Source organism: Paenibacillus sp. HJGM_3 (genome assembly GCF_045062745.1).
Lineage (GTDB): Bacteria > Bacillota > Bacilli > Paenibacillales > NBRC-103111 > Paenibacillus_AA.
Map to the genome: position 1 here is coordinate 59,686 of NZ_JBJGED010000034.1, position 14,753 is coordinate 74,438.

Annotated in this window: 14 protein-coding genes and 1 riboswitch; of the genes, 1 reads left to right on the forward strand and 13 read right to left on the reverse strand. The window is 46.3% G+C overall.

What is annotated here, in order from left to right; genetic code table 11:
- The first annotated feature begins 42 nt into the window (after positions 1-42).
- A complete protein-coding gene (locus ACI5FR_RS28640) occupies positions 43-2,181 on the forward strand; it encodes a helix-turn-helix transcriptional regulator (RefSeq protein WP_405460885.1) in 2,139 nt (712 codons plus the stop codon).
- 150 nt (positions 2,182-2,331) lie between these two features.
- Here the strand turns inward: ACI5FR_RS28640 and ACI5FR_RS28645 are convergent, their stop codons facing one another.
- The 13 genes from ACI5FR_RS28645 to ACI5FR_RS28705 all read right to left on the reverse strand — a co-directional run bounded on the left by ACI5FR_RS28645 (position 2,332) and on the right by ACI5FR_RS28705 (position 14,417).
- Entirely contained in the window at positions 2,332-2,868 is a 537-nt protein-coding gene (locus ACI5FR_RS28645; protein WP_405460887.1) for a GNAT family N-acetyltransferase, read from the reverse strand.
- Between the two features lie 61 nt (positions 2,869-2,929).
- A complete protein-coding gene (locus ACI5FR_RS28650) occupies positions 2,930-3,529 on the reverse strand; it encodes a DJ-1/PfpI family protein (RefSeq protein WP_405460888.1) in 600 nt (199 codons plus the stop codon).
- Positions 3,530-3,576: 47 nt separating this feature from the next.
- Positions 3,577-3,656: riboswitch (ZMP/ZTP riboswitch) on the reverse strand.
- Between the two features lie 56 nt (positions 3,657-3,712).
- Positions 3,713-4,255, reverse strand: coding sequence for an AAA family ATPase (locus ACI5FR_RS28655; RefSeq protein WP_405460890.1), 543 nt, complete (start codon positions 4,253-4,255; stop codon positions 3,713-3,715).
- Positions 4,256-4,389: 134 nt separating this feature from the next.
- A complete protein-coding gene (locus tag ACI5FR_RS28660; RefSeq protein ID WP_405460892.1) occupies positions 4,390-6,024 on the reverse strand; it encodes a P-loop domain-containing protein in 1,635 nt (544 codons plus the stop codon).
- A gap of 1,144 nt (positions 6,025-7,168) precedes the next feature.
- Positions 7,169-7,729, reverse strand: coding sequence for a dihydrofolate reductase family protein (locus ACI5FR_RS28665; protein ID WP_405460894.1), 561 nt, complete (start codon positions 7,727-7,729; stop codon positions 7,169-7,171).
- Between the two features lie 484 nt (positions 7,730-8,213).
- Positions 8,214-9,407, reverse strand: a complete 1,194-nt coding sequence (locus ACI5FR_RS28670; RefSeq protein WP_405460896.1) for a winged helix-turn-helix domain-containing protein — start codon at positions 9,405-9,407, stop codon at positions 8,214-8,216.
- Positions 9,404-9,598, reverse strand: coding sequence for a hypothetical protein (locus tag ACI5FR_RS28675; protein ID WP_405460898.1), 195 nt, complete (start codon positions 9,596-9,598; stop codon positions 9,404-9,406). Before ACI5FR_RS28675 ends, ACI5FR_RS28670 begins: the two co-directional genes overlap by 4 nt.
- A 270-nt stretch (positions 9,599-9,868) precedes the next feature.
- On the reverse strand, positions 9,869-10,486 hold the full coding sequence (locus ACI5FR_RS28680; RefSeq protein WP_405460899.1) for an NADPH-dependent F420 reductase: 618 nt from the start codon (positions 10,484-10,486) through the stop codon (positions 9,869-9,871).
- Positions 10,487-10,543: 57 nt separating this feature from the next.
- Complete coding sequence (locus tag ACI5FR_RS28685) at positions 10,544-10,939, reverse strand: MerR family transcriptional regulator (protein WP_405460901.1); 396 nt, start codon at positions 10,937-10,939, stop codon at positions 10,544-10,546.
- A gap of 203 nt (positions 10,940-11,142) precedes the next feature.
- A complete protein-coding gene (locus tag ACI5FR_RS28690; protein ID WP_405460903.1) occupies positions 11,143-11,631 on the reverse strand; it encodes a GNAT family N-acetyltransferase in 489 nt (162 codons plus the stop codon).
- Positions 11,632-11,852: 221 nt separating this feature from the next.
- Entirely contained in the window at positions 11,853-12,869 is a 1,017-nt protein-coding gene (locus ACI5FR_RS28695) for an aminoglycoside phosphotransferase family protein (RefSeq protein WP_405460904.1), read from the reverse strand.
- Positions 12,870-13,024: 155 nt separating this feature from the next.
- Complete coding sequence (locus tag ACI5FR_RS28700; RefSeq protein ID WP_405460913.1) at positions 13,025-13,288, reverse strand: phosphotransferase; 264 nt, start codon at positions 13,286-13,288, stop codon at positions 13,025-13,027.
- Positions 13,289-13,928: 640 nt separating this feature from the next.
- Positions 13,929-14,417: a GyrI-like domain-containing protein gene (locus ACI5FR_RS28705; protein WP_405460906.1), complete on the reverse strand. Its 489-nt coding sequence runs from the start codon at positions 14,415-14,417 to the stop codon at positions 13,929-13,931.
- Positions 14,418-14,753: the final 336 nt, after the last annotated feature.

Genomic DNA, 14,753 nt, shown 5'->3' on the forward strand with positions numbered 1-14,753 from the left:
AATAGGGGCACAATCGGTTCGTCCAGGAAGGAGCCGCATGCCATGAATGGGTTCAAACGCCGAATCGCCGCCAGTTTTGCTCTGATGATCGTTCTCTTCGCCATCGTCGATGTGCTGATTGTCTACCTCGTAAAAAGCCACGTCCAGGCTGATGCTCTCCAGATGAGCCAATTGACCGTGGAGATGATGGCCGAGCGCTATCAATCGCATTTTCAGCGGGTAGAAGACGTGCTGTCTCGGGAGTTTACCGACCGCCAGGTTGTGAGGCTCCGCAAACAGCTCCTTGCGCATACGGACCCGGCCATGCTGAACACCCGTGCCGTTGCCGAAGAGTTTCTACGGATCGTCGGCGAATCGGATCTCTATATCGACAATCTCATCCTGACGTTTCGATCCGCATCCCTTGCGGTCGACAAGAATGGAGCCGCCCAGGCAGCCGACTTGCTTGCCGATTATTCTGGCGAGGTCTACTCCCTTGCCTATTGGAACACTCAATATGAACGGAAAGCGGAATATGAATCGCACCCGGCTGTTCATCTGAGCAACTCGCGGCATCAGACAGGTACGATGACCGTAATCCCGTATTCCTTCAAGCCGGCTTTCGCGGATTATATGCTGATTGCGATGATCGACGCCGACAGGCTGCGAGCTGCGATGCTTGACGAGCAAACTGACGTAAATGCGACCATCATGGGTCCGGACCGGTTCTTCAGGTACACGACGGCCATGGATACGCGTGAACTTCCTGCGATTCTCCTCGCGGGTGGCTCGCCGGTTGACGTATCCGATGATCGGTTTCCCGACCGAAGCGAATCCAGCTTGGAAGCTGTTAATCGTGGCGCCGTAGGGGATGGGAGCTCTCTTTCGCTCGACCAAACGATTGCCTTTATTGTTGCGGCAGAGATGAGTTTAGCGGTACTTGCCGCGTATTTGCTGGGCCGGCACATTTACACGCCTGTTCGACAGATGCAGTTGTCGGTCTCTCGACCCTTTGAAGATCTTGTGAATGTGAATGAGAGGAATGAGCGGCTCAAGCCAGAGCAAGAAGAAGTGATCCCTATACGAAGGAACGCCCTTAATTGGTGGGATGGAGGTTTTGCTGATTTCGTAGAGTCGGAGGAACATTACACGATCGTACTTTACGAGCTTCGCTTTCGGTTAGCGGCTGATGCAGGGATGAGGGAGGATATTTCGCGTGCGATCGTTGGGGAGATTGAACGGCTTACGGGCGAATACGTTCCTTCTTCATTGACTTATCAGGTGGAGCAGCGACGCTTTCTCTCCATCGTCCCCGGCCTCGCGTGCGGCGAAATTCCGGCGTTGCTGGAAGGACTGAAGCAAATCTTCGACCGGGATACGAGGCATGTACTTGTGACTGTCGCCATCAGCCCCCTGTTCGGTTCCGATATTCGGTTGAACGAAGCCTACCAGCAGCTGCAGCGCATACTCATGCAGGCTCGTCCGCTTGAGGAGACACAGATCCTGCTTGGTGCGGGTAAATCCGATGACGACGTAGTCTGGACGCTCCAACGTGAACAGAAATTTGTGGCGGCGATGATGGTGGGAGACGAGGAGGAACTTGTCAATTTGGCGCACGTGACACTCGAGGAACTTGACCTTCGTGAAAACTCCCTTGAGGCGTTCCGTCGTTTGGCGGGAGCTATCATCGACAAGACACGGCAGCTGCTTTTCCACTGCAACTTACCTGCCGATCGGGTCCGACAATGGGATCTATCCGCTGAGCGGTTGGATTTGTGTTGCACGGTTACGGAGTATAACGAAGAGCTCGGTGCCTATCTGAAGGGAGCGGCCTCGCTAATCAAGGAAAAGAAGGACGCCGAAGAACCTGTCGTCGAGCAGATCATGAAAGCGATTCAGGAACGCTATATGGAGGATCTGTCGCTGGATGTCCTGGCGGTGGAGTTCCAGCTCAGCCCCTCATACCTCTCGACCTATATCAAGGAGAAGACCGGACTCAATTTCATCGAGCATCTGCATGACACCAGGTTGAGAAATGCCCAACTCCTGTTGCTGGATACCGATCTGCATATCCAAACCATCGGCAGCCAGGTCGGCTACCGCAACATCTCCTCCTTCAACCGCATGTTCAAAAGCCGCACCGGCCTTTCGCCCAGCGAATACCGGCGAGCGAGCATGATGAATAGAAAGAGGTTGGGATAGACGACGCAACCCTGCCTCTAATGATCCTAAATGCTTCTGTCGCAAACGTCGCACTATCCTGGAAGCCGAATATAGGCCACTATTGTCAACCGCTATTCCCTTATATCGAGTAGCGCTGGCCGGTTGCCGTAATAGCTACCCGGGATGTAACTACTTAGAAAACTCCATTAGCCATGAATCTCGTTGTTCACCTTCCGTCCATTCGTAGTTAGGTAATAACTTTACTTTTCTAAACCCGCATTTTTCATAACACGCAATGGCTCTTGCGTTCCAAGTTTGTGGGTCCATAACGATTTTACTTGCACCTAGTGCAGTTATTAAATACTCCGCCATTGAACTAACTAATAATTTACCTATCCCGTTATTCCAATAATTTGGTTCTCCAATAAATTGGTCTGTACCATATATTTTTTCTTCAACCTCTGTATAACCAAATCGTTCTTTTCCTTCTTCATCCAGCTCGTAGAACTGAATATAGCCAATTTCGTTAGAATCGTATTCAACAATGCATCTTATTTCATCATCTTCCTCTTTAAAAAAAATCTCCCTAACCATCTCTAAACTATGAGGACGGTCCCTTCCTCCGTAATATTGCAGCACTGTTGGATCGGAAAGCCACTTTACCAGGTAACCCGCATCTTTACTGGATAATTTACGGACTCGAAGATTTCCAGATTGAAATAACACTTTGAACCCCCTAAAATGCAGTATCAACTTGGTTTAGTGTAAAACTATCGTTCCCGTTTAGTTAATCTCTTTTCCAGTCATATTCCATAATATTTGCAGCTTCTATAGCTCTATCTTCTCCCAGTAATTTTTCTACAACATACAAAGCAGCATCCATGCCAGCGGATACTCCAGCGGATAATACAATCTTCCCATTATCAACATAACGAGCTTCTTCAATTATCTCAGTAGAAGTTGGTACAACATTCCTTAATTCATGAATAGCCGAGCGATTTGTTGTAACTTTTAGACCATCTAATAACTTGGCTTTTGCTAAAATTAAGGCTCCTGTACAGACAGACAGGATGATTTCTATATCATCTGATACTTCTCGGATCCAGTTCGTAATCGTTTCATTGTTCATTTCTTTTCTTGAACCCCACCCTCCAGGAATCACCAATAGATCAGGTTTAGGGCAGTTAGCGATAGTATAAGCCGGATTAATGCTTAGACCTCCTAATGCAATTATCGGACTGTCATGTTCCGCCACAGTGTAAACTTGGAAGTCTTGCCCTCTATTACTTCCTGCAAGAAAAACTTCAAATGGTCCTGCAAAATCCAAAGGTTCAACCTGTTCAAAAATGAATACTGCTACATTTCTTCCTTGCCGTGCCTGTTCCATTTCATCATCTCCCATAAAAGAAATAAAAGCATTCAGTCTAAGACCGAATACTTCGCCCAGGCGTACGGCAGATGATAGATGTGCTCCCTCGTGGTTCTCCACGTTTACGCCAGTCGCACATACCAAATTATAATCAGCGAATTTAAACTTAAGCAAGCTTTTGTTGCATTATCCTGCAATCTTTTATTTAAGAAATGCCTCATTTTGCAGGCTCGTTATAATTTCATTAACGGTTTCTTCAGGGGTCAATTCAGATGAGTCCAACCACATTCCGATTCGAGGTGTTTCATTTCGCAGCAGACTATCCAACCCTTCAACGGTCCAAACACCATAGCCTTTCTTTAAACGGCCAGATTCCCTTAGGGTTACAACTGATGAGTTTGGACAAAGAACCACCAAATAAAAAGGGCTGCTTTGGATATAAGATATAAATTCATTCAACATAGGACCAATTACGACATCTTGAACTACAACCGTGAATCCTGCTTGAAAATAGGCATCAGCGGATTGCGCGGCCAACCGATAACGTAGCCGTAATTGATCCAATTCATCACTTCCGGCGTCTGGTTGAACCTCTTTACGGTTATTAACAATCATTCTCCGGAAAATATCTCCCCGTAAATGCACCGATTTCTCGTACCGTTCGGAGAGCAACTGGGCTACTGTTGATTTTCCACTCGCCATTATTCCGGTAATTAGAATAATGCGAGGACATTCCGTTAGCATTAATCTCGCTTCTTTCTTTTTACCTAATATTATAAGGGTAATAAATTAAGGGATTTAAGTGTGATTTTAGATATATTGATTTATTCCGCTCTTACTGCCCGTTCAACGGCATACAGCCTATATTTATGTCGTAATTAGAGGTGTTCAGAGGGCTCAGGCTGAATAAAAGTCAAATGTTTCATTCGGTTTATGACAGATAATACTTCATTAATTCTTGGTAATTCAAGCCATCTTTCGAAACCAGGAAAAAAGGAAGAAAATACAATATCCACGCCTTCTCTCTCCATATCTTCGAGAGCTTTTTTGATCTTTTCATGAAGAAAGATGAGGCGATCCTGATTACTTATAGCGATTTTTCGAATTAAAAAGGCAATCGCTGCAAGCTGGGCGTGTGATGTGATATTGTAAAGCCCTCTGATATCAATTTGTTCGTCACCTATCATCATGTATCCCATGGTTGAAACCATCAGCTTTTCTGTACCACTGCCCTGTGGATAGCTCGAAAAGTGATCGGTGGTTATTTTTCTTTCTATCTCCCAATTTGTAAGGGGAATACGCTCGCGTGGTTTGTCGGATTCACATAATTTTTTGGCTTCCTGGGTTACGTTTTTGGGCACAAAATTGTCCATCAGGATGATTTGATCGGCAACAGATAAAAATTCACCGCTACCTCCAATAACAAGAACGGAAGATACGCCAACGGACTCATAAAGCTCCCTGACACGTTCCGTGAAAGGTGTAATGGGTTCATGCTTGATTAAGGAACGCATTTTGATGTCTTGAATCATAAAATTCGTCGCACTTCTGTCTTCATCAATAAGAAGAAGCTTACACCCGTAGTTGATGGCCTCCATAATATTTGCGGCTTGCGATGTGGATCCTGAGGCGTAGTCAGTTGAAAACTGTTCAGCCGAACCATTGGGTATCCATTTTATGAAAGGCGTAATATTGATATTTTTTATGGGACGGCCTTCCTCTGCAGATATTTCCATTGCACTTTGATCTGTAATCACAAATTCTCGTCCGTCGCCTATGCTGTGATTGTAAATCCCCGAATTTAGTGCATCCAACAATGTGCTTTTACCCGAATAACCACCGCCGGTGATGACCGTCACGCCATGTTTTATTCCCATTCCTCGCAAACCACAAATTTCAACTTCAACATCTTCCGGGGATGTAAAAGGCAAAGCACCCTCCAGTGGCCCGCTGTTGTCTTTATTTCTTGGCAAAATGCTGCCATTCGCAATAAACGCACAATAATCACTGGTTTTCAGCCATTCGCGAATCCTATTTTGTTTTTTTACCAATTCATAGGCAACATTTAATTTGATGAGATCAAACTTGGCAATAAACTTCTCCACTTCTTTTGGAAGCATTTTGCAGAGCATGCGCATAGCTTTATCATTATTCCTGAATGGAAGTTGAACTGTAATCATTAAGCATAGATACCATTTTTCCGAGATGACTTCGACAAAGGATGCATTACGTTGCAACACCACATTGGTTGGACGAAAACAATAAAAAGCCCCATTTTCTTTATCAGGTCGTGACCGGTTATAAATCATTTCATTTAACGCCTCAATATGATCAACCCATTCTCTTAAGGCAAAATCTGAGAGAACAACTTGATCCCTATTTTCATCTAAGCCGAGACGGTCAAAAGGTATTTTTATGGTGATACATGGTTTATCCAGTGTGAGTTTATGTGTCCGTTCAATGTAATAGGCGACATCATTATTCCAATAGGTTGGGTCAGGTTCATAAATCATATTGTAAGATGACTGTCCGGATTGTAATGTGCGAAAATATTGAGCGAGTCTTTTGATAAAGCATCATCCTTTCATATTGGAAAGCGGTGAGTAACGGGAAACGATGCCGAAGCTGAAACGATATCTCATGAAGGGGGCCCCTTATCTTTTGGAACAAGGTAACGACGAAACGGATCGCCCCTTAATCTCCAGGTATGAGCCTGCTTGAACATGGCGAAAAATGAATTCCATCCAAAATAATTCAAAATCAATACATATTCCCCCTAATAGAGTTCAGATCAATTTGAAAGATAAACGATTAAATCCTAACCAATATCAAAATAAAACCACTATTGTTGCCTTGACCAACCTTTTGTCCTAAAAAAATAACAGCCACTCCGTAAGTGGCTGTCATAGACCGGCAAGAAAGCATAAACGTTCCTTCTGCCTAAATATAAAAGCCCTGAGAGTGAATCCTGCCCTCAGAGCCTGATGTATTCGTAAAAAAATAACTAAAAAGCAACATGAGGACAAGACGTATATTTTTTTGTTTTCATTGTCCTCACCTCGTTACGATTTATTTTTACAGCAACACAATCATAGCATTAAGATCATCTACAATATAGGGAAATAATAATTATAATTAACTCAAATCCTGAAATGGCTCCGATCCTAGTACCCCGGCAGCCTTACACCTCAATTGCATTAAAAAGAAACGGTGCTCCTTTTAAGTAGTTTCTTATTATAGCTTGTGCATAGGGTTGTTCTTCCTTCAGTCCATCAGTCTCTCTTGGATCTGGTGCATGGTGGCAGTAGTTTTCGATCATGACCATCACTGTAAACTGTCTAAAGCCGAAACCCAATAACCTTCTAGTTGCGTCAGGAACCGATTGTAATACTGCGTTAAACGAGTCATAGCCTTTCTAAAAACTTTGCTCACCCCAAACAGGACGAACGAGACTTTGTGCGAGTTCATTTGAGACTTTCTGTTATTATTGTACCTACAACTGAGACTTTCAAAAATACAGGAGTAAATAACTTGACTGAACTAACGTACTTCGTTAGTTCAAATATGGAAGCCGCTCATAACTTCCTTCTTCCGTAATTTCACTTGATTATAGTAAGCTCGAAAGCGTATCTCCTGAACTTCACTCTAGCGTCGCGGTCAGACGATCACGCGGTAGTGAAGATGAACAACACCGCTTCGGAAGCGGCGCTCACCGAGCAGCTCGAGCCGCATGAGGAGGTTGTCCGGCAATGCTCGCTTACCTCCACCCAAGACGATCGGATTAAGAAGAAGATGAAACTCGTCGATCAGTCCCGCGCTCATCGCCTGCCCGGCAAGCTCGGGGCCGCCAATCGTAATGTCGGCTCCTGGGGACTCCTTCAGCCGCCGGATCGCATTCGGATCGAATTCGCGCTCGATCCTCGTCCTGGCGCTTGACACCGCCTGAAGCGTCCGGGAATACACGATCTTCTCAGCCGCTCGCCAGATCTGCGCGAATTCCCGCCTAAACTCCGGTTGATCGCCGCCGGTGCTCGCCGTCTCCCAATACACCATCGTCTCGTACAGTCGACGCCCGTAGAGGTAGGTGCCAATCGTCCGTTGGAAGTCAGTCCAGAACGCATACGTCTCGTCATTGGCGATCGACCACTCTAAATTGCCTTGCTCGTCCTCCATGTAACCGTCCAAAGATACGTTAGTAGCGTAGATCAGTTTAGCCATTTCAATAACGCCCTCCAATTATTAGTTTCCAACGCCTGCCTGTTGCTTGAGGTTCTTGATCTCTTCCTTGACATTTTCTTTCACAAATCTGGAATTGTTCCATTCGACTTTCTCCAGTGTCGTGGAAAAAACGATTTTGGCTGTCTTTTCCGATCCACTCGGCATGATTCCGTTCATATTGCGAAGCTGATGGGTTCGAAGGCACAGATGGCCAATAACTGTGCATTCCCTGATAAGTCCCACGTCCTCAAATGACAGTGTCGGCAGTACTCAGAATTTCTATTGCGTGTTTCTCCAAATCAGCTTAGCACATTTCAGCTTGGGTTGTTTCTTATGGATTGCTAATTTAAACTGCCCGTTAGTTTAGCCCGCCGCACTTGAACCCCCACTAGAAACTCATGTACACAGGCGCTACCGGACGCGTCGGTTTACCTATTTCGTACGCGGAAACTTGTCGGCAAATGTTACCGGGGAACTGGAAATATCAGTTCATAGACTTTGTCGTAATCGTCTCGCATCCGTTGAATAATGCAAAATTTTGAAGACAATTGTTCAAGGCTGTTCGCAATTGCTTTGTTGGCTTTCTGTCGTTCTCGTACCAGATGTTCTTAACAACGAGCGTCCCGGCTTTTCGCTCCGCGATTACCTCGGCTCGTCCGATGAGGCTTTCTCCGTATAGTAGAGGCAACACATAATAGCCGAATTTTCGTTTGATTGCAGGCGTGGAAATCTCCCAGGTGTAATCGAATCCAAACAATTCGTTGATCAGTTTTCTGTCCCATATGAAATTATCTAGTGGGGCAATCAGCTCGCAGCGCCATTTGGGCTCCGGATTTTGCAAGACGGCTTCAATAAGCGGCAAGTCCTCCACGCGGCAGTACAGTAAATCCTTCATTTGTTCCACGGCAACAGCAACAATGCGAGCTTCGTGCAACAGCAGGCGGAAAACCTCGTTGCGCTGTTCCGCTTTCAATCCCCATATGTTCAGCCAGGCATCGGATGCGCGATTCCATAAAAGGCCAACAGCACCGATTCGACGCAGTACCCGCCACTTGTGATGCTCAAGCTCGCCCACCAGCGGCTCCGGCGCATTCAGCAGATGTGGCTGTATGTACTTCTCGGCGATATCGTAATACTTACGCGTTCCTTTTTTGTGATGTATAATCAACTCGCCTGTCGAGTACATCTGCTCCAGCACCGACCGGGATGTATTGTTTCCGCTGCTCCAGTGGATGGCCGATTGCCAAGCGAAATTTCCATCCAATTTTAGATCATCCGAACTTAGCGCACCGTGATTTTGGATGTGAGCCCGTACTTGCTCTATCAACGCTTCCATTTCGGGATAGCGCTTGGCATGTTGTCGGGCGGCCTGCCTGTACCGCTCAAAATACGGCCAGTCCTCGACAGGGATAATGGCCAAATTCTTGTCGGGATAATCGACAAGGCTTCTATCTTGATACAGCAACTCGGCGAGCATGTTCTTGGTAAATCCTTTGATTCGCGACTGCAACACCAGTTCGGCGTTTTTTCCGCAAACATCGATCGGATCGTATTGAATACAGCCGACCTGCCGCACAAAATCCAATACTCCCTGCTTTCCGGCAAATTGATATTCGCCCAACAGCCCGTGCTTCAATAGCAGAAATTGCCGTGCCTGTCGGTTCGTTAATTGGATCATGTACTCATCGGCTCCTTAACGAAACAAACGGGAGCCGCTTGCACTTGATAATGGATGGCGAAGTTTATCTCGATAAAGTTGCTATTTGCTTCTTTCCATAATGATGGTATCCATTGGGGAGCTTCATTAGCAAACCCCTTTCTTAATTTTCCGATAACCGGAAATTGTTCTTTTTCAATGATTTCAACCACGCCTATTCCCCCTATCCGTTGGAAAATGCAAGAAAACAAACGCATGTTCTCATTAAATGTTACCATTGTCTCGAGCATAAAAACAAGAGCTTTGAAAATAACTCCCGATAGCTTAATGGGGCCGCCCGATTATCATCCACGGCGGCCCCATGATCAGTTTTCTACGCTATCGTGTCCCGTTCCCCACACCTCTTTTATTGATTCGGCCAACAAAAATGGACCGCCGCAAACGGAAAATCGAGACGGCCCGTTTTGCCGTACAGCCCCGGTTTAAGACGGCTGCACTTCTTCCCTTCTCAACACCCGGATCGCGTAGTCGCGTCCGAACCGAGGCGAGAGCGCAGTCCAGAACGAAAAGAGCGCCTTCTCGATCTCGGCCATCGCGTCCGCGCCCCCCGTATCCACCATGTCGAATCCGGCTTCTGCGCCCAACTGGAGAACGGTTTGCTTGGCTTCTTCGTCCTCGCTGCTCATGAAGAGCGTGGCGTTCGCGACGCCGAACCGCGGGTTCGCGAGCGCCTCCCACGTCGACGTATGGAACGCCCGTACGACGCGTGCGCCGTTTGCGAGCCTCCGCACTTCCTCGTCCGCCGATCGCCCGTCGAACAAAATGGTCGCATTGATGACAATTTTCCGCCGTAGGTCTTCCGCCTCCTCCAGCACGCGCCCGATTTCCGTGCCGGGAACGGCCAATACGACGACTTCGCCGATAGCGGCCGCTTCCTTGACGGACGCCGTCGCGGCGTTCGGGCCAATCAACTCGAGCAGCGCACGCATCCGTTCGCTTTGCGGATCCCGCGAACCGAACGTGACCGAGTGACCTTTCGCCGCCCAAGCTTTCCCCAACGTACCGCCAATGTGTCCCGAACCGATTATTGCAATGTTCATGCGTGCATCTCCTCTGCAAGGGTTCTCGGAGGCGAGAACGCCGGAACGATCCAACGTTTACGGCGTCCCATCCAACAGTTCGTTGTACAGGCGAATGTTGTTTTTCGTCCGATCGATCAGTTCGTCGAGTTCGCGGCGCTGCGTCTCCATCCGGACCAAGTTGTCCGTCAGCAGGACGATTCGATCCCGGAGAACGGCTTCGTCTCCATCATGCATCGACGAGCGTTCGGTCACGCAGCGTTTCGTGCTCGTGAACGTCTTGATTTCTTCCAAGGACAATCCCAGCCGTTTCAAACCTTTCAGTCCGGACAGCAATTGGAGATCGTCGTCGCTAAACGCGCGCACGCCGCCTGGCGATTTGCGCTGCGGCTTGAGCAATCCGATTTTTTCGTAATACCTTAGCGTATCGTGTCCAAACCCCGTCAGCTCTACAACTTGACCGATCGTGTACAACGAGCCCACCTCCTTTCATACCGCATTCTACATGCTGGAGGCGACTCCAGGTCAACTCCGATTTTTCTGTTAGGCTTGCCTTGCGTCGCTCCGTAGTGAAACAGGCCGCCAATCGGCAGCCTGCTTCTGTGCTATCGTTCCCCGTTATTACTGCCCGTAATGAGGTTATCCAGCTATTGTACTCCGATAGCTTAACCATTCAATTAAATAAAATCTAATTTCATCGTCCATGAGGTTCCCGATAAACCACAGTATTTAAAACCGAGATTGTAATATAACCGAACAGCCCCTGTGTTTTCTGGATCGACACTTAAAGAAAGCGATTTGTACCCGTCAAGTTTAGCTTGGTTTATAATAGCATTCATTAATATCTGTCCGATTCCTTGTTTTCTGTATTCGCAAAGTATGGCGATACCTAACTCGGGAGTATCACTATCTACAAAACCATAACCTTTTTCATTTTCATCGAATAATCGGTACCAAACCGCCCCTACAGGGCTATACCCCTTGTAGGCTATTAATACTCTATCGCCTTTTCTTCCCCATTTTTCATTGTATTTCTTAATATTTGGGGCTTTCAAAAGTTCTTCTTTTGGTGGCTTATCTTTCAAAATATAGATGGACTCATACTGCATATCCATAAAAAAATCATATTCATGTTCTTTCATAGCTCTTACAGTTATGTTAACCATTTAATCTAATGCCCCCTGTAGTTGAGCGGAGTGTACAGAGACGAAACAAGCGATGGATCGGTTCCATCGCCGCGCTATCGTTCCTCGTTCGCGAAGTGGATAGGTGAGGAGCGAGCCGCCGTTAAATATAAATTAAGCAGGCCAGATGTTAGACTCGAGGGGGAATGATTGGAATTCAGGAAGCACTCTGTCTACATCAATGGCTGAATAGTTATATTCATCTACATATTTCTCATCTCATGGATTTTTTGCAAGGTATTAAGGTGCATTGATTTATCTTCGGGCGACTCAGCGAATTTATACCACTCCACAAGCCTGTATCCGAACATAGCAAGGATTAGTTCATAGATACAATGATCGGAGATATGGGACACATCCGCATATTCCGAAAAACCCCTGTAATACGCCGGAATGCATTTTTGGTAGTATTCAATCATATGACAGACATCCGCTTCATCCGTTATTAAACTCGCGATATCCTCGCCCATGTATCCCCATCCGGCGGTATCCCAATCGATAAGTACGATTTTACTGTCCGAATAGAATATGTTCGCCACCCAAAAATCTCTGTGGCAAAGCACGATTGGCAGCTTTTCAATGCGATTGAATATTTCATCCACATTGTTATCCATGTCTAAGAGCATTTTACACAGGTGCTTTGGAATTTCGCAGTCATCGGAGCGTATGTAATCATATAAAACTTTCCATGACCGATAGCGCAGATAGTAGTTTTTCGTAAACTCAACCTTGCTTAAATTGGACAGATTCTGTAATACGTTTGGACGTTCAGTATACAGCTTGCCTTGAAATCGACCCAATTCCTCGGCTATACGTTCATACATTTCCAAGGTCAGATTTAAGCCTGACACACCATCAATATATTCCATCCACAGTTGAATCTCATCGCCATTTATTTCGGCGTGATAACACTCCGGACAACGGAATGAGTCGAAGAAAACCTTTTTGAAATCTGATGCGTAAAGGTCGTATTCCCTTCGCCATGAATCCGGATCACCGTAACGCTCAAATTTTTTCTGTGTTTTCCAAATCACCTTATACGGCAAATTTTCACCATCGGAAGTTTCAACCATGCCAGTTACAAGCCGAACATCTCCTACTGTCCCGCCTTGCAACTCTTTGAGTTGATAATCTGCACGGATTATCGTCTTGTCGAGCATTTTACTCAAAACAAGCGCCAGTATTTCGGGTTTTACAAACCTTTCATCATGATTGTTCATTTTCTTTTATCCTCCGGATGTACAACATAATATCGCCGACTCGAGTCTCCCCGTTTATCATCGTTTATCACGATATAACGCTGGTATTTCCCCAATGCCCCGCCTTGTATAGTCAAGCAACTTTGCCGTCTCCGCTTCGTCCGAGATCTTCTCAATCAAGCGTTGTATATTGAACCAGACGTCCTCGATCCGCCGCGTAAGACGTAGAAATAAAGAAGTTCATGGTTGATACGATAACCTTGCCGGGCGGCTGCGTATGCTTCCAGTAACATACTGCCGTGCGGATGCCACGCATAGATGAACAGGTCTGCCTCGGGAGGTGCTAAACGTAGATCTTCCCAATCTGCCAGCACAAGGCGCTCGCCCTGAATCACATTGTTACCGTGTGCATCCCCGTGACATAATTCGATCGGCTTTATATGCCCCGTCCCGCGCCAGAACCGGCGTTAGTAAGCGCCCGTGTAGGGTCGATGATGCCGACAGCCGGTCCAACACCGGCATATAGATGTCGATACGTTCGACAAGCGGGCGCGTTGTCGACAAAAATTTGTCACATACCTTTAGGAAGTATTCGGCACCGTCCTCGCCTGCGACACAATAAGCCGCTTTGCGGAAAAGCCTCCGGGGACGGGAAGGTATTCGAAACTATTCCATATTCTGATTTTAATAAAGTTAATATTTCATCCATACTTAGGATCACCACTCCTTGATTGAGTACCACACCTATTGTACACTGCTTTGGAATGATGCAAATGGTACTTTATGGTTATAACTATCCTGCAGCGGACCATTGTCGTGCCGGGGGATTGCTCATGATTAGGCTGAGGCCGTATAAAAATACCCGGACATAAACAGCACCAATTCGCTCACGGACCTATCCGTTTATGTCAGCAATACGAATCACGGTGATTGGTTGACCTTTTCCGGGCATAGCCGTTATTCGCCCATACGACTAAGCTATCCTGCCGGTTCAACGAACAACGGCAGCCGATCGTTTGGCCGGCTGCCGTTCTGTGTGATTAGCTATCGTTCCTCGTTAGAATGAGATGCTGTTATAACTCATTCACTTCTATAACGAAATGGAGCATAAACATCGATCACACGATCTTCTCCAACAACTTGAAAATGATCATCAGATACCTCCACCATGTAGCCGTCACCATAATCGCCATTCTCCAGTATCCATGTATGCAACTTGGAATAAGCATCCCCGATGCTGTAAATACCCTTTTTATGCTGATAATACGCATACTGGGTGACTGGGATTTCTACGGCATCCATGCCCGCAGGAACTTGATCGATCTTGCTAACTTCAGCAGTAACACTCCATTTTTCTTTTTGGCTATCACCTGTTTCTATTCCGAAGCCATGTATCATCAATCCATTGCCAGTACGGTGCTCAATTTCTGCTAATCTAGTCAGAAACGATTCCACCGCCTTTGGAATCTCTGCCCCTTTTTCATCGGGACGGCATGCGTATTTAATGCCGATGGCTGAAAAAGAACGACTTATTATTTGAATCTCATTTGTTTCGATCATTTGTTCCATGGTTATACCCTCCTTGTGGCCATTAATAACTTTCAGAGCTCTGGGGATAGCACTAGTTTTGTATCCATCAGAGTTTTGGTTCTTCATAGAAACTGGACCCGTTTGGATTCCTCCTGTTCGTTCATAATTATACCGTGGTACTGATACCATCGTTGTGTCTTTTTTTATCAAATAGACAAAAGAGGAGTTGCGATTGCAAGCTCCTCCTCCACTATCGTTATCCCTTAGTTCAATCGATTTGAAGTACTCGGTGCATTCGAGATTGCACCAAGAAGCTAGCAGCATAGTAAGATCATGGCGTAAACAGTTTCCAATGCCCTTCGGATACAACTTCGA

What these genes read in the sequence shown, in the direction of transcription:
- ACI5FR_RS28670 (WP_405460896.1), bottom strand. Translation starts at nt 9,407, where the DNA reads ATGATCCAATTAACGAACCGACAGGCACGGCAATTTCTGCTATTGAAG.
- ACI5FR_RS28680 (WP_405460899.1), bottom strand. Translation starts at nt 10,486, where the DNA reads ATGAACATTGCAATAATCGGTTCGGGACACATTGGCGGTACGTTGGGG.
- ACI5FR_RS28690 (WP_405460903.1), bottom strand. Translation starts at nt 11,631, where the DNA reads ATGGTTAACATAACTGTAAGAGCTATGAAAGAACATGAATATGATTTT.
- ACI5FR_RS28695 (WP_405460904.1), bottom strand. Translation starts at nt 12,869, where the DNA reads ATGAACAATCATGATGAAAGGTTTGTAAAACCCGAAATACTGGCGCTT.
- ACI5FR_RS28705 (WP_405460906.1), bottom strand. Translation starts at nt 14,417, where the DNA reads ATGGAACAAATGATCGAAACAAATGAGATTCAAATAATAAGTCGTTCT.
- ACI5FR_RS28650 (WP_405460888.1), bottom strand. Translation starts at nt 3,529, where the DNA reads ATGGAACAGGCACGGCAAGGAAGAAATGTAGCAGTATTCATTTTTGAA.
- ACI5FR_RS28660 (WP_405460892.1), bottom strand. Translation starts at nt 6,024, where the DNA reads ATGATTTATGAACCTGACCCAACCTATTGGAATAATGATGTCGCCTAT.
- ACI5FR_RS28640 (WP_405460885.1), top strand. Translation starts at nt 43, where the DNA reads ATGAATGGGTTCAAACGCCGAATCGCCGCCAGTTTTGCTCTGATGATC.
- ACI5FR_RS28655 (WP_405460890.1), bottom strand. Translation starts at nt 4,255, where the DNA reads ATGCTAACGGAATGTCCTCGCATTATTCTAATTACCGGAATAATGGCG.
- ACI5FR_RS28665 (WP_405460894.1), bottom strand. Translation starts at nt 7,729, where the DNA reads ATGGCTAAACTGATCTACGCTACTAACGTATCTTTGGACGGTTACATG.